The sequence below is a fragment of the Rhodohalobacter sp. SW132 genome (assembly GCF_003390325.1).
Taxonomy (GTDB): domain Bacteria; phylum Bacteroidota; class Rhodothermia; order Balneolales; family Balneolaceae; genus SW132.
On record NZ_QUOK01000009.1, the window covers coordinates 220,628 to 240,286 of the forward strand.

A 19,659-nucleotide genomic window follows, 5' to 3' on the forward strand; every position below is an offset into this window, starting at 1 on the left:
AATAAAACAATTCTGAAAAATTTACATCAGCAAGATAGGAACATAGCGCCTAATAATGTAACGGTTCCCTGTCTTCTGTTCAGATATACATAAATTGAAGCCGGTGCATTCATCAGAAGTAACGTTTTCGGAATTTCGCGTTTGGGTGAGATTCAGTGCCCTAATAATCGATTTATAGCTAATGTCTCATAGAAACACTCAGTTTCAAGTTTACTCGTACTTCTGCCTGACTCAAAACCCGTTAAAGATGCAGGTTTTCTTTTCTCTATTTCAATTTACTTCTTTTAATGTCGTCAATTATTTCGTTAGAAATGGTGATTAACCGGTCTTCAATTTGCTGCGTGAGTGATTCCAAATCATTAAAATTTGGTTTTTCAATCAATACTGTCTCAAGAATAGAATATTGAGGTTTGGTTATTCTGTCCTTATTCCACCTGGTAGTTTTGAAAAATTGCCAGTACTTATCTTGAATTGGGATAGTCTGCCCCAACAGCCATATTTCAAATTGTATTTTTTGATGGTTCAACACTAATCCTAATTTAAGTTTTCTCTCTTTTAAGAAGTCATTGGAATAATAAAAGTAGGTATAATCCATATAGCCCTGAAAAAGGCTCCCAAAAGAATAGCATTCAGAAAGGTTCTTAGATAAAGTTGTCCTGAGTCTCGTTACATACTTGACAATTCCCGTATATGCTTTCTGAATATCGCCCTTTTTAAGCTCTTCCCTGTATGAATTTATGTATTCATTTAATTTTTTCACTTTATTAAATCATTTTTAATCAATCCATAATTTTATTTTACAATCTCTCTTGAGAATTTATGCCTATCGGTGTAAATAAATAAAAAAATATGTTTGATCCGATAATCTTCCCAGTAACATTTCCCATGAACAAAATAGGGACACATATCACCCGTTGATTAGGTGAAAGTAAGCATTTCTCTTATATTTAAGATTGATCAAAATATTATCATCAAAACAATACCTGAATCGTTATGGCGGGACATTCCAAATGGGCGAATATCAAACACAAAAAGGCAAAAGAAGATGCCAAACGCGCCAAGGCTTTTACAAAGCATATTCGTGAAATTACCGTAGCTGCACGTGTTGGCGGCGGCGACCCCGATGCCAACCCACGGCTTTCACTGGCTATTGAGAATGCCAAAAAAGTCAACCTCCCAAAAGATAATATTGAACGGGCCATCAAAAAGGGAACCGGTGAGCTGGATGACGGTTCCGGCAACTACGAAGAAGTAACCTATGAAGGGTACGGCCCCGGAGGAATCGCCTATTTTATTGAAGCAACCAGCAACAACCTGAACCGGACTGTGGGTGAAATTCGTCATATTTTCACCAAACATGGCGGCAACCTGGGAACAGACGGTTCCGTTGCATATATGTTTGACCAGAAAGGCTCCATAAAAATTGAAGGATCTGATCTTGAGGATGATGAACTGATGCTGATTGCCATTGAAGCCGGGGCTGAAGATGTGATCAACCAGGGTGAATTTATTGAAGTGATTACCGCCCGTGAAGATCTGTTTGAAGTGAGCAATAACCTTGAGAATGAAGGGGTTGAAGTTGAATCCGCCAACCTGATTCGTATTCCCGCTACCGAAGTTGAAGCCGATCCCGATACGGCAAAAACCAATCTGAAGATGATGGATATGTTTGATGAAAATGATGACGTTTCTGAAATTTTCACAAATATGAAAATGGACGAACAAACGTTAGCACTCGCGGAAGATTAATCATACCATCACCTGTTTTTTTTGTCACTTGTTATATCATTCTCCATGAAAACTTTTCTAATCCTGTTTTTTTCACTCCTTTTCACGGCATCTTCGCTGAATGATGCCCGTAAAGCGAACGATGCCTTTCGCAGCGGTGATTACGAAACTGCGGTTTCACTCTACAATCAGGCCATAGAAAACAATCCCAATGACGCCCGCCTCCATTTCAACCTTGGCAGCGCACTGGCCAGGCTCGGACAGGCCGAGCAGTCTGTGCGTGCATTTGAACGGGCAAAAGAGCTGATGGATGATCCGCAGCAGCAAGCCATGGCCGATTATAACGCCGGCACGCTGCTCTCCGAATCCGAAATGTACGATGAGGCGCTCGATTTTTTCAGAAATGCCCTGCGTAAAAATCCGAATGATCCCGACACCAAGCACAACTACGAAATGTCGGTGAGAAAACAGCAGGAACAACAGGAGCAGGATCAGCAGCAAGACCAGGATGATCAATCTGATGATGACGAAGAGCAGGATCAGGATCAGCAGCAAGACCAGGATGATCAGTCCGATGATGAGCAGGATCAGGACCAGGACCAAAACGAGGATCAGGGTGACGGCTCGCCTGAAGACCAGGATCCTCGCGATCATGAACTTCCTCAGCCCGATGAAATTTCGCAAGATGAAGCTGAAAACATTTTAAACGCCCTTGAACAGCTCGAAAGAGAAATACTTGAAAACCGCAAGAAAGAAGCAGAAGATGCATCATCCTCGAGTGATAAAGACTGGTAAACAACTGCCGGCGGTTTGTGCCTTATTCTTTCTGTTGCTGCTTTCCGTTATTTATCCGGAAAACAGGGCATATGGACAGGATCTTGAACTCAGTGCAACCTTATCAGAAACAACCGTATTTACCGGCGAGCAGTTTACGCTAACGATAGAAGTTCAAAGTTCTGAAACTCACAGTATTCAGCTCCCTCAGCTGCCCGATTTTAATGGCGCCAGGGTTATCTCATCTAATCCATCCCGCAGTACAAGTATCTCAATTGTAAACGGCCGAACCAGCCGTACGACTTCCTATATTTACACGCTGATCGCCACCGAAACGGGAAATTATCGGGTTCCTTCCATTAATGTTCAGGTAGATGGAGATCAACGGCGGACCGATCCTATTCAGTTTGAGGTCGTTGAAAAAGGAAATCTCTCGGATGGCAGGTCAACCTATCCAGACATTTTCGTCAGGGTAGAACCGGATGATGAACAACCGGTTACAGGGCAGCAAATTGTAGCGAGCATTGTTCTCTATTTTAAACAGGGCATTGAAGTAACTTCTTTTCAGCCGGCATTCGGCTGGAGAACAGACGGCTTCTGGAAAGAGGAACTTCAGAATATTTCGCAGCCAAGAGCTGAATCAACCATTTTAGATGGCGTGCGTTATCGCAAGGCAACCCTGTTACGTTATGCACTCTTCCCTTCCCGCAGCGGATCACTTACACTTTCTGAATATGGCTTAACAGTTGGAATGCGTTCACAGCCAAATCGAAACGATCCGTTTGGTAGTTTTTTCGGTTCGGGAACCAACCAGAGAAGAGTAAATCTCGAATCAGATCCGGTTGAACTTGCAGTTGCAGCCCTTCCGGAACGAGAAGAATCTGTTCATGTAAATGCAGTCGGTGATTTCCAGATTAACCGTTCGGTCAGCTCTAACCACGTTGAAACCGGCGAAACCTTTGAACTGATTACTACCATTGAAGGTGAAGGAAATATACCTCTTCTTCGACGACCCGAATATAATTTACCGGATGAACTGGAGGCATTTACACCGCGGGAATCGAGTGAAGTTGAACGCCGCGGACTCACGATACGCGGGGAAAAAAGTTACACCCAGCAGCTGGTAACACGCACACCCGGAACCGTATCCATACCCGAGGAGAGGCTTGCCGTTTTTAACCCGCGCTCCCGTACTTTTAATTATATTACGCTTCCTGAAATCCGGATTGATGTTTCTCCCGCTCCAACGGTAGCCGCAACGGGCACAGGAACACAATCTGCTTCCCCGCTGCAACCGGTAACCGGACTTGCCGTGTGGCACTCATCATCATCCGGACAATTCGGCTACCTCACATCCACATGGTTCTGGACGTTCTTCGCACTTCCGTTTGTAGCACTGATCGTCGGTTGGTGGAGAAAACGGTACATCGACAAATTGATGGGCGACAGCTCCTTCAGAAGATCTGAACTAGCCGTTCAAACCGCCGAAGAACGTCTGAAACAGGCTCGGATTAGTCTTCAGGAGAATGAAAACACAAAAGAAATTTACAATAGGGTTCACAAAGCTGTGGCCGGATTTATTAGTGACAAAACTGGTCTTCCTGAAGCCGGGTTGAGTGATCATGAGCTCATCGAAGCAGTTGAAAACCGCTCTGTAAATGGACAAACCATGAAATCACTCAAATATCTGCTTGATAAATGCAACACCATAAGTTTTGCACCAGCAGGCAGTAAAAGCGATATCCATTCAGATATTGATAAAGCAGAAAACGTGATCAAAGATCTAAAACGAGCACTTTGAAACAAAAATTAGTCTTTCTTATTCCGCTGCTTCTGTTTGCCACAGAACTCTTTGCCCAGCAGAACCGCTTTGATGAAGCAACTAATCTCCTGGAAGAGCAGAGATATGCGGATGCCATCGAAAGTTACAAATCAATTGCCGATGACGGGCACGTTTCTGGTGCGCTCTGGCTCAACCTTGGAGTTGCATACGCTCACCTTGACAGCCTCGGCAAGGCGAAGTACTACCTGATGCGATCTGCTGAATTTCCGGAGACCGAATCGATGGCCAGGGAATCACTGGATGTAGTTGAAAACCGTTTCAGCCGAAGATCAGCAGTACTGCCCATGCTTCCGTGGGATCGTTTTTTTCAATGGGCCGATGAATACTTCGGTTCTGTCACACTCCTGATTCTCGGATTAATTTTATTGAATGTCGGAGCTGGATTCGTCCTTGCGGCTTGGTTCCGGCCGGGTTATAAAAAGCCTTTTAAATATTTGAGTATCACATCCGGTGCACTTGCCGCAGTATTCATGTCCGTATCTCTATATGTCGACTACCAGAATGCACGATACGAAACTGGGGTTACGATCGACCGTCAGTCATCGGTCTACAGCAGGCCCGATACGCAATCAGCCGTTGAGGCAACCGCTTACGAAGGATATACGATGCGTGTTGACCTTAGAGAAAGTGAATCTGAAGCCGGCTGGTTCTATATCCGTCTTGAAAACGGTCGCTTTGGCTGGATTGAAGAGAATGCTGTTTTAACCTATTGATCTGCTAAATCAGATCAAATTATTTGAATTTCTGAACCAGGATGGCAACATCAAAAGAATTTATTCGGGATGATTTGGCACGGATATTTCATAAATTGAGGGTCTGTATTAAAATGAATTTTTAAACCCTATTGGTTCAGGTGAACAAAAAAAATCACAAGTTTATATCAATCGTCATTGCTACCATTTCCGCGGGTATTCCTATTGCAACCGTTGATGCTCATCAATTAAATTTTACCGATCCTGTCTTCTTATTAACCTGGTGCCTTCTCGGTGTCGTTGGATCGTTTGGCACATACTTATACTTCAATCTTACCATGCGCGACATGATCGGAACGTTTATCGTTGGCTACATGCTTGCGGTAATTCTCCGTTTTGTCGGCGACATCGTGGTTAACAGCGTCGCTCACAGTAACCTCACAAATACTCTTTTTCTCGCAATCGGAGTGGGTGCAGCTGCGGGCTGGATCGGCTCAGGACTTTGGATTCTGCTTAAAAAATCGAAACGAAGGAAAAAATAATGAGAGACGTCATCCGTCCTTCTCATAATTTTTAACCACTAACGACTGTTACTCCTCTGCTGAAAATAACATGATATTTGCCCAGCTTTTGCAATATAAGCCTCAACTTTTAACGTACTGCATAAAGCTATCGGTTCTATTGATTGGAATAACCTTAGCCATTTCCCCGAAATTGAAAGGTGCCGATTCTCCGAAATTGATCCTCATTCACATGGATGCGGTTTCAATAGAAGTTATACGCGAGGAAATCCAGGCAGGTAACCTGCCAAATATTGAAACACACTTTAAGGAGCAGGGGCTTTTAGAGCGGGCAATTACCTACTATCCATCAAAGACACCGTTTATTATCTCAAATATTCGCCAGGCCATTCCAAGCAGTGAAGGTGCTCTTGTGGGATGGGAAATTCCTGGTTTTGAGGATGAACAGTCTTACAACCTGGTAGATTCATTCCTAACGATGGCATTTAGCAAACATCGCCCCGCCCGCGCAAACCTTTTTTACGGGCTCCCTTTGACAAACAAGCTGAATCGACCCGCACTCATGAATACACTCGATCTGTTTGATGATTACCCTGTGATTGAGTTTTACTGGTACGCAATTGATACTTTTGGACATTTTTATGGAAAAGAGGGATATCTGGAAAAATTATACGAATTCGATTCTGCTATCGGCGCTTACATGTCCAAACTGGATGATGACATCAATATCATTATTTATTCGGATCACGGAATGGTTTTTGGTGAGGGGATTGAAATTGAATCTCACATCAATGAATTGTTCAGCGATCAGGTTAAGACGTTTTCTTACCCATCCATTTATCTGCATGATTTATCTGAAATAGATGAAGTGGCCCAATCAATCGCACGGGAAACCGAACTCGATTTCACATTCTACCTATTGGATGAAGTAAGTGTTATTGGTTATTCAGAAGAATCTAAGCTCTATTTTGATTACCGGGATAACAGTATTCGATACCGGTTTGAAGGTGACGATCCATTCAAATATTATGAAAACGGGTATGAAGGTGAATACCTCACAGCTGATGAATGGCTGCTTTTTAGTGCAGAATTAGATTATCCCGCGACTCCCATTAAAGTATATACGTACCTGCTGAATCCAAATTCCGGCGATATCGTAACTTCATTCAACAATCAAAAATTTGCTAAAACCTTTTACAGCAGTATGGGAAACCACGGTGGTTTTTCAGCTACAGATGTACTTGTGCCGGTATTGGTCTCCGGACCTGACGTAGATTATATCGGCGATTTTGAGGTGCTTTGGCTCCAGGAACTTTTTAACGAAGTACAAGATTTTGAATTTCAGCAAAACCCAGCACGTGACAAACATTACCTGAGCAGCCGATACAATTTTCGCCGTAATCAAACTCATTTAACCGCTTCAATTTCACCGGTTTACAGAACCAACTTTGGCGCTGACCTAACCTTCGATTCGTCTGGTGAGTACTCCTTTGATACAGTTTGGGGGCGATATGACCTCTACAGATCTTATCTCACCCGGTTATGGTTTGGGGCCGGCATCGATTTCCGAAAAGAGGATACCGTTGGGGTGCTCTCATTAAAACATGAGCTCAGAATTCGCCGCTTTACCGCCCGAACTACATTGGATACGTCAGGCTTTCACCGGCTGACATTCGGCTACCGTATAACACCTCATCTTACAGCAGAGTTAAACAACTTTACGGGATTCGGATTCCGTTTTAGCCTCTGACCCGTCACTTCTTCTCTGCTATTGTAGGGGAAGTTCCTACATCAACATCAGATTACACCCTATACCTTCCCGGTTCTGAAGTTTCGAAATTGTGAATAGACAAAAACGAAAGAGTAATCGAAAATTTCAGAACCATGAACACAGTAGCAGAACTTCCCAAAAACTCCTTAACATCATCACTTTCATTTGAAGAACTTCAGGTTTTCAAAAATCTGATTCTTAAAAAAATTGCTGACGGAGAAGATGAAATTAATTTCCTTTTGGATAGCATCCATGAAATGAGAGAGAACAATAGTTCGGATCTGACCTCCAGTCAACATCATGTTGCCGATATCGGGTCACTCGAAGCAGCCATGCAGGTAAATATGCGGCTGCTTGAACGAACTCAAAAATTTATCAGGGGACTCAAAGCGGCTCTGAAGCGGATCGAAAACGGTACCTATGGAGTATGCAAGGTTACCGGCAAAATGATCGCCAGAGAACGCCTGATGGCCGCACCCCATACGCAGCACAGTATGGAAGCAAAACTCATGAGAAATAAACGACTAAACATTGGATAGAGACATGATGGAGAAGATTCAAAATAACCGAGAGAACGGCACAGCCGGAGAGTTCGAGATAGATGGACGATCACTGCAGGATCGATCGCGGCAGGAGCTGATAACGCTGGCTAAAGACTTGTCGCAGGGTTGCTTCAAAAAAGAGAGCAAACAAAGACGACAGATTCTGCAGATGATCGTAGACCGACTTGCAGAAAAACCGGGTAGTCCGCCATGAATATTTGTTAAACAGAATGGTTTGGTTCTATTGATTTAGTGGTTACTGATAGCTAAAACCCTCTGCCTGATACGCCGGGGGTTTTTTTATGCTGAAATTATGACTCCCTCACTTTTTAATGGTTTCGCGCCGTGCCGATTTCAGGCGTCCAATGATCTTCCGGTTCAAAGTGGTTGTATAATATCGCTGAGATTTCGCGCAACAGTACAAAACCTTCATTGTCGTATTCACTGCCGCGATCTTCCTGGTTTTTGGTCATTAATGCAAACAGGTAATCACCGGATGGAGCATTTACCAACAACACTTCAGATTTAGACCTCGCAACAGATCCATTTTTCGAGGCCACATTCACGTAGGGCGGAATTTGTGATAATGCCTCTCCATCCCAAAAATTCCGGCCCATAATCCGGTACATTTTCTCCGATGCTCCAGGACTGATCATCTCTCCTTTATAGATATTGAGAAGCAACCTTGCCAGTTCGCGCGGAGTGCTGTGCCCCCAGCCATACTCTTCCCAGATCTGTTCGCGGCCGGGTGTGCGTGAATTCACCTTCGTATCAGAAAACCCTTTCTGATCCATCAGATTATTGATTTCAGTTCCGGTTCCTGCTATATACTGATTCCACAAACTGGCCGTATTATTTGATGTACTCATCATAAGATGAATCAGCCGGTTCAGCTCAACGCCGGTTCCTTCTGGCAGCTGGTTGATGATATCATCACCCCACGGATCTGCATGCTCATCGCTGTATTGAAATACCTGGGTATATTCAATTTCTCCGCGTTCAATTTTGTCAAACAGACCGATCATTATCGGAATCTTTACCGTACTCGCAGTTGGGAATACCGTATCGGGATGAATTGTAAATTCAAAGCCTGAATCGAGGTGATACACGTAAAGTCCAGCATCGCCTTGAAATGCATCAATCCGTTCACGAATTTCATCTTCCGGAAAGGATTGACCCCGGTTATCCGGAGTGCAGGAAACCATTATGGAAGAAGTAATCACCATCACACTGAGAAAAAAACGCCCGGCAATTTTATAAGATTGTTTCAGTAGTTTCATAGAATGAAATGATTGAGTCTTGTATTGATTTCAGTTCGTTTGCTGGCGGATTTATGATCAATTCAGTATCGCTTCCAGTGCCTTCCTCCGAGCCGTTTGTCCGTTTCCCGCCATCCGGGGAGAAAACGATCCATCAACTGGTAAAAACGGCGACTGTGCGGCCTCTCTAGCAGGTGAGTCATTTCATGTACCACGATATACTCCAGAAACTCCGGGCTGCGTTTTGCAAGCTCCAGGTTAAGCCAAATGCGTCCCGCCTGAGTATTACAGGTTCCCCACCGGGTTTTCATTTTTTTAACACCCCAGTCGCGAACGGATACGTTCATTACCGGTTCCCATTTTTTAATCAGGGGCGGAATTTTTTGCTTGATACTTCTGCGATACCACTCTCTCATCACCGGCTCCCGAATCTCCGGGCCATATCCGTTTTTCAGATACATTCTGATTGATTTATCCTCACCCAACCGCACCATTGTGCGATTCGCCCCCTCCTCAACTTTAAGAAAATACGGATCACCCCAGATAAAGTGCGTCGATCCATTTCTAAATTCTGGTTCTTTATCCACAAGCTCAGTATCGGGATTAGAAAGGTGCTTTCTGATCCAGTTGCTGCGTTCACTCGCGAAGTTAATGATCTCCCGGTCCGGTACATGCATCGGGCTGGAAATCCGTACCCTGCCGCTCGAAGGATAGGCAACAATCCTCAGGTGCTTCACTTTTTTCCGGGTTACGGCAACCGGGATTCCGTCAATGCTGATGTTAAACTTCCGCTTTCGATTCATTCTGCAAATAGGATATCTAAAAAATCAATTTGACCGAACACTACGGAATATTTTGATCCATTTCTCTGTTTTGTTAAAAATTATCAGAACTTTAAACGCTAAATATTCTTTACCTGAATTCTTTTTTAAAATTGAAATAAAAACATATGATTAATCGAGCTCATATTTAATGGTATGTGAACAACACATTTAGATTTCTTTTCTAAGTGCCAATCGTTTTGTATTGACGTAAGCTATGATCTATACGATCTATCAAAAATCAACACACCCAACGATCAAACGATCATTGTTTGAGCGTAGGGCGGCATCGATGTGAATTCAGCACTCCAATTCCTGTCCGCACAAGCGAGTTCTGATCGTTTGTGCCCTTTTTGGTTCGTTTTTGGGCAAGCAAAAATGAACCTGGGAAAGATGAGGATACATGATATATCTCGGTTCAAAATAGGAACCCTACAAAGGTGTATTGAAGTTATGAATCATAGATTATAATTCAGCAGACAATCATCGGATTTTATTTCAAACCAAACGAAAGTTTCCCCTGGATTTAATAAAAAAATGACATTTTGAATAGAACTCACATCACTACGCAAATCTATAAGAGCACAACTTTATGATCATTACAGACTTCTCAAACTTTGCCCGGCAACAGTGGGTCATTGTAAATGATGGCATTATGGGTGGTGAATCATCCAGTCGCTTTCAGATCAATTTTGATGGCAACGGAGTATTTCTCGGAAACATTTCATTGGCGAATAACGGGGGATTTGCATCAGTAAAAAACCAGGAACCGATCAGCCTGAAAGGATATCGAACGATAGAGCTGAAGGTGAAAGGAGATGGAAAACGGTATAGTTTTCGTTTCCAAACCGGCACAGAAACCAACCCCGATAAGTGGTGGTATGAGTACAGGTTCGATACGAAAGCAGACGAATGGATGACCGTACAGCTACCCATTGCTGAGTTTGAGCCAACTTACAGAGGACAAACACCGAAAAATGTTCCTGAACCAGACTTGTCAGCAATTGTAAGATACGGCTTTTTGATAAGTGACGGACAGAGCGGAAATTTCAGACTCGAAACAGACATCATTTCTGCAATTTCGTGATGAGAGTCTGTAAGCCTCTTGCTATAAACCCGGCATAACAGGATCACTAAAATGGCAGTGGTACCCATGCGGCGGATGGAAAAATTCCGATCATCGCCAGAATTGCAATAAGCAGCGTACCAAGAACAATCGCAGCTGCAGGCGGATCAAGATGGGTGTCGGCATGGGCATAAAACATCCGCTGAATAAGTTCACCAAAAAGTGCTGCAATGAATCCAAACAAACCACCGGTAAGAAGCATAATTGCCATAGAGTATTCCATGAATTCCCCTCCGGTACTGGCAACAACTGCCGTACTCCCTACAAGAGCCATATGGTGAGTTACCGGGATATTAGCAACCCCAAGGTTCAGAAAAAGAAGTAACGCAGCACTGATGCCAAACGGTAGAAAAACGCTGCTGGTCGTATAGGTTACAAACGCAGCAAGAATTCCTACCACCACCCCAAGCAGAGAAACATCCACCCATTTATATTGGTGTCCAAGCCAGGGTTCAACTTTAAGGCGGATTTTTGTTTCTCCCGCCAGCTTTTGGGTTCGTTCTTTACCGTCTTTAAACGGTTTCATATTCAAAATCCCTTCCTCTGCTTTTCCCATCAAAGGATATCCCAGGAAAAGACGATGGGCAAAAGCCGAAAGCACAACCGCAACAGCGATCGGATCCCACGGTAAATTAAACGCAACCGACAGTGTGGTAATCCAGTAGCCAAGAATCCCGAAAAGCCCGCCTACTATCAGAACATCAGGTTTCGGGCCGTGGGCATAGATGATGTTTTTTGCCTCGTGATATGGGAACCCGGTATCCATATAACCTTTTTTAGCGGCGTAGGCAGATGCGGCAGCTCCCGCAGCAAAGCTGATATGAGGTCCAAAAAGCGGCCCGAAACCGAGTTGATCGGTTATCGCAGCGGCCTGATCTAAAGATGATGGATCAAATCCTGCTACTCCCGACAAATCTCCGGCCAGAATTTTAACGCTTTCTCCCAGCATCACCAGAAACCCTGTAAAAATAAAAGCGGGCAATGCCCCAATCGCAGCACCAAAAGCTCCGCCGGCAAATGCGGCCAATAACATACCGAAAAGCCAAAGTTCAGATAGCTCGGTCATTGTAAAGTTGCAAATCGTTTAATCTTAGATGTGGATGAAAAAAGAGGAATTCTTTTAAAAATAGCAAACACACAAGGTTACAGAAATTCGAATTAACAACAGTTTGACTTGTTACCTTTAATCGTTTGCGCAATATCTATCATACTCTCACCCATAAGCTCAATGAGTTTTTCAAGTGGTTTAAAATGGGATCTACAGGTTTTGCGGCGAAATTTTGCCGGATATCTGCTGAACATTTTATCAATAAAAAAGCCGGTCATCTTTCGATGCCGGCTTTTCAATTAGAAAATAAGCCATATCGGATCCTGCTACGTGGTAAGCCCGCCATCTATTGCATATGTTGCACCTGTGATGAATTTACTTTCATCTGATGCAAGAAAAAGTGCTAGTGAGGCGATTTCATCATTTTTAGCATACCGGCCGAGCGGGATCATCGCTTCAAATCCTTTTTTTGCCTCCTCAGCTCCGCCGGGGGAAAAACCTTCCTCCAGGGATCGCATCATTCTGTTATCTACCGGTGATGGATGTATACTATTCACCCGGATGTTGTGCTCAGCGCCTTCCAGTGCTCCTACCTTCATCGACCCGATTACCGCATGTTTGCTGGTTACATACGCCATTACATTAGGAGTGCCCTGCATTCCTGCAACCGATGAAGTGATGATCACGCTCCCTCCTCCATTCTCTTTCATATGCGGAAAAACGTGTTTCATCCCGAGCCAAACACTTTTCGCATTCACCGCCATTACTTTGTCGTACACATCTTCGGGATATTCCGTCAGGGGTTTTACCACTCCCTCAATTCCGGCATTCAGAAACAAAACATCAATCCGGCCAAACCTCTCAATCGCTTTTTTGGAGTACGCTTCAACATCACTGTTTTTTGATACATCTGCGGCAAAATAAGCCACCCGATCCGATTCAAGCTGCTTTGCTGCATCCTTCAGGCGCGCATCGTCCAGGTCTGTAAGTAATATTCCTTCGGCTCCTTCTTTTAAAAACATGCGGGCAGTTTCAAGTCCAATCCCGCCAGCACCGCCTGTGATTACGGCAACTTTTTCTTTCATTCTCATATCATACCCTCCATTTGATTATGATTAGCTTTCATAGAAACTACCAATCCAATATGTAGCCGTGATGAAAGAGTGGCTGCATTTGGTTACAAAAATGAACTACCTCGGGGCAGAGCCCACGAGGTATCCACTTAGAATCCATAACTTTTTGGTCAATATCGAGTTTATTTTGAAGTGTCCCCCTTCGAAGGGGGCAATGGGGGATGACCTTTTATGCTTAACAACTACAAATGGGCACTTCCGAACTCAGAGAGTCATCCCCAGCTCTCTCTGTTCGCTTCCCCCTTCAAAGGGGGAATTTTTTCCTTTCCGACCCAGAGGGTCGGGGAATTAAACCACTTTTGATTAAAAATGTCCGGAAGCTTTTCACCAACCGGACATTAAAACCCAACTTCGATATACTTTCAAAAAGCTGATCAGATCATTTGAACAATTTCTTATCTGGTCTGACCGTAATCACCGGTTTTTTTACATATTGAGCCACTTTTTCAGCCGTGGACCCAAGGATGAGATGAGCAAACCCGCTGTGACCATGTGTAGCCATCACAACGAGATCTGCGTTTTCTGATGTGTATGTTTCAATCTCATAGTGTGCCGACACTCCTTTCTCAACTTTCATTTCGAGCGGTATCTGCCGGCTGTCTTCACCCTCGGTAATCACAACGGTATCTTCGAATACAACTCCGGACTGCTGAATGTGGATGGATTCTATACCCTGGTCCGTCAAAAATTTATTCAGCCTTCGGATCACTTCTTCATATACCGCCACAAGTTCATCTTTTCCGGGATTTGGCAGATTACCGAGTACAGAATTGCCATAAAGCTCAAGAACCTGGTAGAGAGTCAGTTTGGCGTTAAAGGTGTCAGCTAATGCTACAGCCATCGGAAATGCTGTAAATGACAAGTTTGATCCGTCTGTTGGCATCACGATATTTTTTATTTCATGCTCATTCAGCCGGCCTTCAATTGAAAATACGGGTACTTTCGATTTGCGAATCACTTTTTCTGTTGTACTTCCGCGCATCATACTGGTATTGTCCCGCCCTTTAGCGCCCATCACCACAAGATCATAATTATGTGATGAAGCAAATTTCGCAATGGTATCCGATGGTTTTCGATCGATAATTACCTTTACCTCACCTCTCGATTCCTCCTTCAGGTATTGATCCATCGCTTTTTCGAGCTGATGTTCGGCCTCTTCAAATACTTTCGGGTATACATCCTCATTAATATCGATTGGAGTTCCTAAACGTTTTGCGCTCTCTGCCAGGTATTTGATGGTTGGCACCACGTGTATAAAATCGATCGTTCCGCCAAATGTATCCGCTAATTTTTGAGCTGCGGCATATGCGCTCTCTGCCCCTTTAGAAAAGTCTGTTGGAACCAGAATTTTGTTAAACCGAATCATATCTATCCCCTGTGGTTTGAGTGATTTGTTTCTATCTAAAAACTACACAAATTTTGTGAATATTGTATGTAAATCCTTGAATAACAGCCTTTTTCATCGCTAAGATTTTCGGAGATATGAGATAACCCAGATCATCAAAATTCCAAGGGTAATACCAATGATACCGCCTCTTACATTCACATCCTCCTGGCCTCGTTCGGGTATGAATGGCGATGATGAAAGCAGTTTTTTTGACACCGTTTCAACTTCCACGCGGCGTTGATCATCGGATGGTGCTTCCGGATTTATGATTCTTGCTATTCGCTGATAACGCGGCAGTCTCGGTTCATCTTCAGTTTCAAGAATTTCCTGCACGGCTGGATCCGTGTAATTCATAACCTGGGTAGATCGAACGGAGGCTTCAAACTGCCGGTCCTGGTAGGGCCAGATCACATAGAGCGAACCGATTAAAAACCCGACTAAAACAAGTAACGTTGTTGCGTGAAAATTCTTCAGCAGCCACGATAAAACCCTTGAAAAAAGAACAATGCCAACTAATGCACCTGCAAAAAATGGAGCCAGGTTCAGAATAGATGCTACTGTTTCTGACGTACCAAGATTACCAAGTTGTGTTAAAATATAGTCGTATTGCCGCAGGATAAGCAGCAGGTAAGACCCGGAAATCCCGGGCAGGATCATCGCACAGATAGATATTGCGCCGCTAAGCATTACAAACCAGGCCGTGCTTGGGGTATCGGTTGGTACCAGGGTCACAATCCAGAATCCAACGAGAGCTCCGGCTACAAGGGGAAAAACATTTTTCCAGCCCCGTTTTTCCGGTGCAATTTCGATGATCAGCAGAAATACGGACCCTAATATCAAACCGAAAAAGAGACCGTACACAATTTCCGGGTGGGTGAACATGTAGACCTGAAGCGGCACTACTTTTGTGAAGAAAAATACTGCGCTGATCAGCCCTGTGAATAGCAAAAAGATAAATTTCCAGTGAAAAATGGTAAACGCTTCAGCAAATTTCAGTGTGACAATTTTTTTCACAAAATTCTGATCTACACTTTTAATAGCGTAGATCAAGCGATCGTAGATTCCTGTGATGAGTGCCATAGTACCCCCGCTTACTCCCGGTACGATATCGGCAGACCCCATCAAAAATCCCTTAATAATCAGAAAAGGGGCCTCCCACCACTTGGTCTCATCAATATGTGGTTTCTGTTCTTCTATTTGATTCAATGATTTATTCTCAGTTTAAATATTCAAAAAAGGGTACGGATCAATCCGAATGTTTTCAAGAAATGAATTTAATCTATGGCATCCCGGCGATAATGATGCATGGCACGCCAGAAGGCAATCGTACTTCCGATGCTGCAAACCATCATTACCGAAAAAAGTGATTGAGATGCGCCGTAAGGGCCGGTAAAAACCGAATCCATCAGCCATCCGGCAAACGGGGGACCGAGACCAAATCCAACAATACTGATCACAAACAGGTAAACTCCTCCGGCGAGAGCACGCTGTTCAGAGGGCACAAGAAACTGCATCAGCGCAGCTCCAACGCCATTGTAGGATGAAGAAAACAGAACGCCGATTCCCAACATCCAGTAGGCCATTTGGGCTTCTGAATGAAAAAGCCCCCAGGCATAAAACGGCAACCCGCCAAGTGCTGCAACAGTACCGAGAAGAAATCGTCTCGAGGGATCTTTTTTGGCAATTTTATCGGCCACTCTGCCGGATAGAATCACCGTAAGGGATACACCAAACAGAAACCAGCCGTATTGCGGCGTAAGGTCCGGCCGCTGAAATACGTCGTTAAATATTGTGCCGGCAAATGCCAGAACCGTATACCCGGTACAGGCAAGCATTGAAAAACCAATCAGGTGATATTGAACGGTTTTTTTTGAAATCAATCTCTTGATATCCTGTACCATCACCTGACTGGGAGTGTGACGCACAATTTGCCGGTCGGGTTCCGGTACAATCCAAAGCACAAATGGTACCAAAACAAGCCCGGGAATGCCTACAGCTATCAACGCGATCTGCCAGTCATATGCGGCCGCGATTGTTCCACCGGCAAGAAATGAGAGCCCAATCCCCATAAAAATTCCGCTCGCATATAAAGAGAATATCGTTGCCCGTTTTTCAGGCGGAAACATATCGGCCAATAGAGAATAAACGGCCGGGCTTAGTGTTGCCTGACTTAGGCCTACCAAAATACGTGCAGTCACTAAAAAAGAGAACGAGGTGGCAAACCCGCTTAAAGCGGTCATCACACTCCAAACCAGCAAGCCCGCGGCAATCATCCATCGCCGTGAAATTCGGTCAGCCAAACGCCCCATCGGAATACCGGCAACAGCATAAATCACGGAAAATGCCGTGCCATACAGAAATCCAACCTGCAGGTTTCCAAGCTGAAACGCCTCGCGGATATCCACTCCCAGGACAGCCACAATTTGCCGGGTAAAAAAACTGTTAATATAAACCAGTGTCAGCACGAAAAGCGCGCTGTAGATGAGCTTTTTTTTCATGGCACGAAAGATAGAAAAAATTGCTCTCTATATCGCCCGATTCTATTTTCAAACGATTCGAATACCATTTACCTTTTGCATGTTCACCTAATCAATAACTGAACAGATTTTTTATGGCGAAATCGAAACTTCCCCGGAAGACAAAAGAACAGGTCAGCCGGGCAGAAGAACTGCTTGAAGAACTTTACGAACACTACCCCAATCCACATTGCGAACTGAATCACAGAAATCCATTTGAGCTGCTGATCGCTACGATATTGAGCGCGCAGTGTACGGATGTTCGGGTCAACAAAGTTACACCGGCCCTGTTTGAAGCGTATCCCACACCCGAAACCATGGCTGAAGCACCACTCGAAGATCTTGAAGAACTGGTACGAACAACCGGGTTTTATCGAAATAAAGCAAAATCACTCAAAGAATCTTCCCAAACCATTGTGGAAGATTTTGACGGAGAAGTACCTCAAACCATGAAAGAGCTTCTGACCCTGCGGGGTGCCGCTCGCAAAACCGCGAATGTGGTACTCGGAAACGCATTCAACAAAAACTTGGGTGTAGTCGTTGATACCCACGTCAAACGGCTGTCTAACCGGTTTGGGCTTACACGTGAGAAAAAGAATACAAATAAGATTGAAAAACACCTGATGGCACTTTTCCCCAGGGAAAGCTGGACCGATCTTTCCCATCTGTTGATTCACCACGGCCGAAATGCGTGTAAAGCGCGTATCAGTGAGCCGCCGGATCATCCGATCTGTATCAAGTATGGAAAAAAATGTGAATGCTGGAAAATGAGAGGACAGAAATCGTGAACAATAAACTTTTTAACTCTCTTTCTGCGCCAATCCCGCCGGTCAGGCGTGATATTCAGATCATTCCGGTTTCGGACGATGGCCGTGATCTCCTGATTTTTTACGATCCCATAAAAATTGCGGAGTCCGGCTTCGCGCTCGACAGCTCTGTTGAGCCGATACTTTCTCTGATAGACGGACAAAAATCGATCACTCAAATGCAGCCTTTTTTCCGGAACGGGATTTCACCTGATAAGCTTCTCGAATTCGTACAGATGCTGGATAATCAAAAACTTCTGGAGAGCCCTTATTTTCAGCACTATTCAGGATGGATAGAAGAGCAGTTTGAAAATTCTGATATTCGCCAGCCTGCACTCGTACAAACCAGTTATCCGGCTGAAATCGCTGAGCTGAAAGCATTTATGGACTCTTTGATGGATGAGGCAGGATCATCCCATGCAGATAATCCGGTTAAGGAAGCAAAAGCACTTTATGCGCCGCATATTGATCTGAGAGTGGGATCAAAACAGTACGCTGAAGCTTTCTCTGCTTTGAAAAGTCTGAGACCCAAGCGAGTTGTGATCCTGGCCACTTCACACTATAGTGGTTATCATCCCGAAATTTATGATGGAAATCCGTTCATCGGTTCAAGAAAAGATTACCTGCTTCCGGGTACAAGATTTGAGACCGATCTTGCGTACATCGAAAAACTTGAGGAGACAGCAAAGTCGGCAGGATTCACACTGCATGACCGTGCTCACAGAATCGAACACAGTATCGAAACCCATCTGCTGTTTATTCATCACATCTGGCAGCACGATTTCAAAATTGTGCCTATCCTGGTTGGCGGTCTGGACGAACTATTCTACAAAGAAGATGGTGATCTTGGCCAAAAAGTAAGCGCGTTCACGGAGACGCTACAGCAGGCTGATGATGAGGATACATTTTATCTCATTAGCGGGGATTTATCCCACGTTGGCAGAAAGTTCGGAGACCAGGTCCAGGCCTCCATTATGCGACCCGATGTTGAAGAGTTTGATGAATCATTCCTTTCAGCCGCCGTTCAGGGAGATAATCAAATCATGCTGCAGACCGTTGCTGAAGAGTTTGATGCGTACAGAGTTTGCGGTTTCCCTCCGCTATATACGTTTCTGAAAGCATTTCCCGGCTTGAACGGAAAAAAAATAAACTACAATTGGTGGGATGAGACAGAGCGGGAAAGTGCCGTATCGTTTGGATCTGTGATCTACTGAGCCTGATTTTCAGGTTGTAACCATTTTATCCTCTTTCTCTGTGAGATATAGCGCAAATAGCGTTACACCAAAATAGAAAAAAGTGTTGGCCGTACCCTGAAATTCACCCGTTAACCTGAGCCCGTACGCGAGGATTACAAAAATAAAAAGGCAAAGGATCAGGCTGAGTTTCAAAAAGTATTTCGTATTACCCCGAATCCATTCCAGCCGAAAAAAGCTGATCAGGGCAAGGAAGAAAGCTGCTGCCTCCGTCACGGCTATAGTGTAATAGGGAATGAATAGTCCGCCTGGCAGAGAGCCAAGCCAGGTATCGCCAAACTGGTTGATAAAATTTTCAGGAATTCCCGGAGGGAACCATTTGGCAACTGCCGCCAATCCAAATGTTGCCATAATAAGCAGCTGAATTGCAAGAAATTTCAGGCCGTCTGTAGAGAACTGATTTTTCATAATGGGTGATAATTGATAAAATTATTTACCC

The 19,659-nt window shown here is 44.2% G+C and carries 20 protein-coding genes; 11 read left to right on the forward strand and 9 right to left on the reverse strand.

Annotated elements, in window-relative coordinates:
* Positions 1 to 265 precede the first annotated feature (265 nt).
* A complete protein-coding gene (locus DYD21_RS16205) occupies positions 266 to 760 on the reverse strand; it encodes a hypothetical protein (protein WP_116038043.1) in 495 nt (164 codons plus the stop codon).
* Between the two features lie 233 nt (positions 761 to 993).
* Between DYD21_RS16205 and DYD21_RS16210 the strand changes: the two genes are divergently transcribed.
* The 8 genes from DYD21_RS16210 to DYD21_RS16245 all read left to right on the forward strand — a co-directional run bounded on the left by DYD21_RS16210 (position 994) and on the right by DYD21_RS16245 (position 8,085).
* The gene (locus tag DYD21_RS16210) at positions 994 to 1,749 is read left to right on the forward strand and encodes a YebC/PmpR family DNA-binding transcriptional regulator (RefSeq protein ID WP_116038044.1); all 756 of its coding nucleotides are present in this window, start codon (positions 994 to 996) and stop codon (positions 1,747 to 1,749) included.
* A 45-nt stretch (positions 1,750 to 1,794) separates the two neighbouring features.
* Positions 1,795 to 2,523, forward strand: a complete 729-nt coding sequence (locus tag DYD21_RS16215) for a tetratricopeptide repeat protein (RefSeq protein ID WP_147303622.1) — start codon at positions 1,795 to 1,797, stop codon at positions 2,521 to 2,523.
* Positions 2,492 to 4,303, forward strand: a complete 1,812-nt coding sequence (locus tag DYD21_RS16220) for a BatD family protein (protein ID WP_116038046.1) — start codon at positions 2,492 to 2,494, stop codon at positions 4,301 to 4,303. Before DYD21_RS16215 ends, DYD21_RS16220 begins: the two co-directional genes overlap by 32 nt.
* Positions 4,300 to 5,058: an SH3 domain-containing protein gene (locus DYD21_RS16225; protein ID WP_116038047.1), complete on the forward strand. Its 759-nt coding sequence runs from the start codon at positions 4,300 to 4,302 to the stop codon at positions 5,056 to 5,058. Before DYD21_RS16220 ends, DYD21_RS16225 begins: the two co-directional genes overlap by 4 nt.
* A 140-nt stretch (positions 5,059 to 5,198) precedes the next feature.
* The gene (locus tag DYD21_RS16230) at positions 5,199 to 5,579 is read left to right on the forward strand and encodes a hypothetical protein (RefSeq protein ID WP_147303623.1); all 381 of its coding nucleotides are present in this window, start codon (positions 5,199 to 5,201) and stop codon (positions 5,577 to 5,579) included.
* A 139-nt stretch (positions 5,580 to 5,718) separates the two neighbouring features.
* Positions 5,719 to 7,308, forward strand: a complete 1,590-nt coding sequence (locus DYD21_RS16235; RefSeq protein ID WP_158607333.1) for an alkaline phosphatase family protein — start codon at positions 5,719 to 5,721, stop codon at positions 7,306 to 7,308.
* 134 nt (positions 7,309 to 7,442) lie between these two features.
* Positions 7,443 to 7,868 carry a TraR/DksA C4-type zinc finger protein gene (locus DYD21_RS16240; RefSeq protein ID WP_116038050.1) on the forward strand — a complete coding sequence of 142 codons (426 nt, stop codon included), beginning with the start codon at positions 7,443 to 7,445 and terminating at the stop codon, positions 7,866 to 7,868.
* Positions 7,869 to 7,872: 4 nt separating this feature from the next.
* Positions 7,873 to 8,085, forward strand: coding sequence for a hypothetical protein (locus DYD21_RS16245; protein ID WP_147303624.1), 213 nt, complete (start codon positions 7,873 to 7,875; stop codon positions 8,083 to 8,085).
* 115 nt (positions 8,086 to 8,200) lie between these two features.
* On the opposite strand, the gene DYD21_RS16250 is transcribed toward DYD21_RS16245, so the two are convergent.
* Both DYD21_RS16250 and DYD21_RS16255 read right to left on the reverse strand, forming a co-directional pair.
* Positions 8,201 to 9,151, reverse strand: coding sequence for a serine hydrolase (locus tag DYD21_RS16250; protein WP_116038052.1), 951 nt, complete (start codon positions 9,149 to 9,151; stop codon positions 8,201 to 8,203).
* A gap of 62 nt (positions 9,152 to 9,213) precedes the next feature.
* Positions 9,214 to 9,933 carry a M48 family metallopeptidase gene (locus DYD21_RS16255; protein WP_116038053.1) on the reverse strand — a complete coding sequence of 240 codons (720 nt, stop codon included), beginning with the start codon at positions 9,931 to 9,933 and terminating at the stop codon, positions 9,214 to 9,216.
* Between the two features lie 610 nt (positions 9,934 to 10,543).
* Between DYD21_RS16255 and DYD21_RS16260 the strand changes: the two genes are divergently transcribed.
* On the forward strand, positions 10,544 to 11,038 hold the full coding sequence (locus DYD21_RS16260; RefSeq protein WP_116038054.1) for a CIA30 family protein: 495 nt from the start codon (positions 10,544 to 10,546) through the stop codon (positions 11,036 to 11,038).
* A 46-nt stretch (positions 11,039 to 11,084) separates the two neighbouring features.
* Here the strand turns inward: DYD21_RS16260 and DYD21_RS16265 are convergent, their stop codons facing one another.
* From DYD21_RS16265 to DYD21_RS16285, 5 genes are all read right to left on the reverse strand, one after another.
* Positions 11,085 to 12,143 carry a hypothetical protein gene (locus DYD21_RS16265; protein ID WP_116038055.1) on the reverse strand — a complete coding sequence of 353 codons (1,059 nt, stop codon included), beginning with the start codon at positions 12,141 to 12,143 and terminating at the stop codon, positions 11,085 to 11,087.
* Between the two features lie 308 nt (positions 12,144 to 12,451).
* Positions 12,452 to 13,216, reverse strand: a complete 765-nt coding sequence (locus DYD21_RS16270) for an SDR family NAD(P)-dependent oxidoreductase (protein WP_116038056.1) — start codon at positions 13,214 to 13,216, stop codon at positions 12,452 to 12,454.
* 421 nt (positions 13,217 to 13,637) lie between these two features.
* Positions 13,638 to 14,624 carry a universal stress protein gene (locus DYD21_RS16275; RefSeq protein WP_116038057.1) on the reverse strand — a complete coding sequence of 329 codons (987 nt, stop codon included), beginning with the start codon at positions 14,622 to 14,624 and terminating at the stop codon, positions 13,638 to 13,640.
* A gap of 99 nt (positions 14,625 to 14,723) precedes the next feature.
* A complete protein-coding gene (locus tag DYD21_RS16280; protein ID WP_233505567.1) occupies positions 14,724 to 15,851 on the reverse strand; it encodes a DUF368 domain-containing protein in 1,128 nt (375 codons plus the stop codon).
* Between the two features lie 68 nt (positions 15,852 to 15,919).
* Positions 15,920 to 17,143, reverse strand: a complete 1,224-nt coding sequence (locus DYD21_RS16285) for an MFS transporter (protein WP_116038058.1) — start codon at positions 17,141 to 17,143, stop codon at positions 15,920 to 15,922.
* 113 nt (positions 17,144 to 17,256) lie between these two features.
* Between DYD21_RS16285 and nth the strand changes: the two genes are divergently transcribed.
* Together nth and amrB are read left to right on the forward strand one after the other, a co-directional pair.
* On the forward strand, positions 17,257 to 17,949 hold the full coding sequence (nth, locus tag DYD21_RS16290) for an endonuclease III (protein WP_116038080.1): 693 nt from the start codon (positions 17,257 to 17,259) through the stop codon (positions 17,947 to 17,949).
* Positions 17,946 to 19,181 (forward strand): AmmeMemoRadiSam system protein B, encoded by a 1,236-nt coding sequence (gene amrB, locus DYD21_RS16295; protein ID WP_158607334.1) that lies wholly within the window; start codon positions 17,946 to 17,948, stop codon positions 19,179 to 19,181. The genes nth and amrB overlap by 4 nt, the downstream gene beginning before the upstream one ends.
* A 9-nt stretch (positions 19,182 to 19,190) precedes the next feature.
* Here the strand turns inward: amrB and DYD21_RS16300 are convergent, their stop codons facing one another.
* Positions 19,191 to 19,628, reverse strand: a complete 438-nt coding sequence (locus DYD21_RS16300; protein ID WP_116038060.1) for a hypothetical protein — start codon at positions 19,626 to 19,628, stop codon at positions 19,191 to 19,193.
* Between the last annotated feature and the right edge of the window lie 31 nt (positions 19,629 to 19,659).

Coding starts and splice junctions, on each gene's coding strand:
- DYD21_RS16210 (WP_116038044.1), top strand. CDS start 994: ATGGCGGGACATTCCAAATGGGCGAATATCAAACACAAAAAGGCAAAA.
- DYD21_RS16215 (WP_147303622.1), top strand. CDS start 1,795: ATGAAAACTTTTCTAATCCTGTTTTTTTCACTCCTTTTCACGGCATCT.
- DYD21_RS16220 (WP_116038046.1), top strand. CDS start 2,492: ATGCATCATCCTCGAGTGATAAAGACTGGTAAACAACTGCCGGCGGTT.
- DYD21_RS16240 (WP_116038050.1), top strand. CDS start 7,443: ATGAACACAGTAGCAGAACTTCCCAAAAACTCCTTAACATCATCACTT.
- DYD21_RS16245 (WP_147303624.1), top strand. CDS start 7,873: ATGATGGAGAAGATTCAAAATAACCGAGAGAACGGCACAGCCGGAGAG.
- DYD21_RS16250 (WP_116038052.1), bottom strand. CDS start 9,151: ATGAAACTACTGAAACAATCTTATAAAATTGCCGGGCGTTTTTTTCTC.
- DYD21_RS16255 (WP_116038053.1), bottom strand. CDS start 9,933: ATGAATCGAAAGCGGAAGTTTAACATCAGCATTGACGGAATCCCGGTT.
- DYD21_RS16260 (WP_116038054.1), top strand. CDS start 10,544: ATGATCATTACAGACTTCTCAAACTTTGCCCGGCAACAGTGGGTCATT.
- DYD21_RS16265 (WP_116038055.1), bottom strand. CDS start 12,143: ATGACCGAGCTATCTGAACTTTGGCTTTTCGGTATGTTATTGGCCGCA.
- DYD21_RS16270 (WP_116038056.1), bottom strand. CDS start 13,216: ATGAGAATGAAAGAAAAAGTTGCCGTAATCACAGGCGGTGCTGGCGGG.
- DYD21_RS16275 (WP_116038057.1), bottom strand. CDS start 14,624: ATGATTCGGTTTAACAAAATTCTGGTTCCAACAGACTTTTCTAAAGGG.
- DYD21_RS16285 (WP_116038058.1), bottom strand. CDS start 17,143: ATGAAAAAAAAGCTCATCTACAGCGCGCTTTTCGTGCTGACACTGGTT.
- nth (WP_116038080.1), top strand. CDS start 17,257: ATGGCGAAATCGAAACTTCCCCGGAAGACAAAAGAACAGGTCAGCCGG.
- DYD21_RS16300 (WP_116038060.1), bottom strand. CDS start 19,628: ATGAAAAATCAGTTCTCTACAGACGGCCTGAAATTTCTTGCAATTCAG.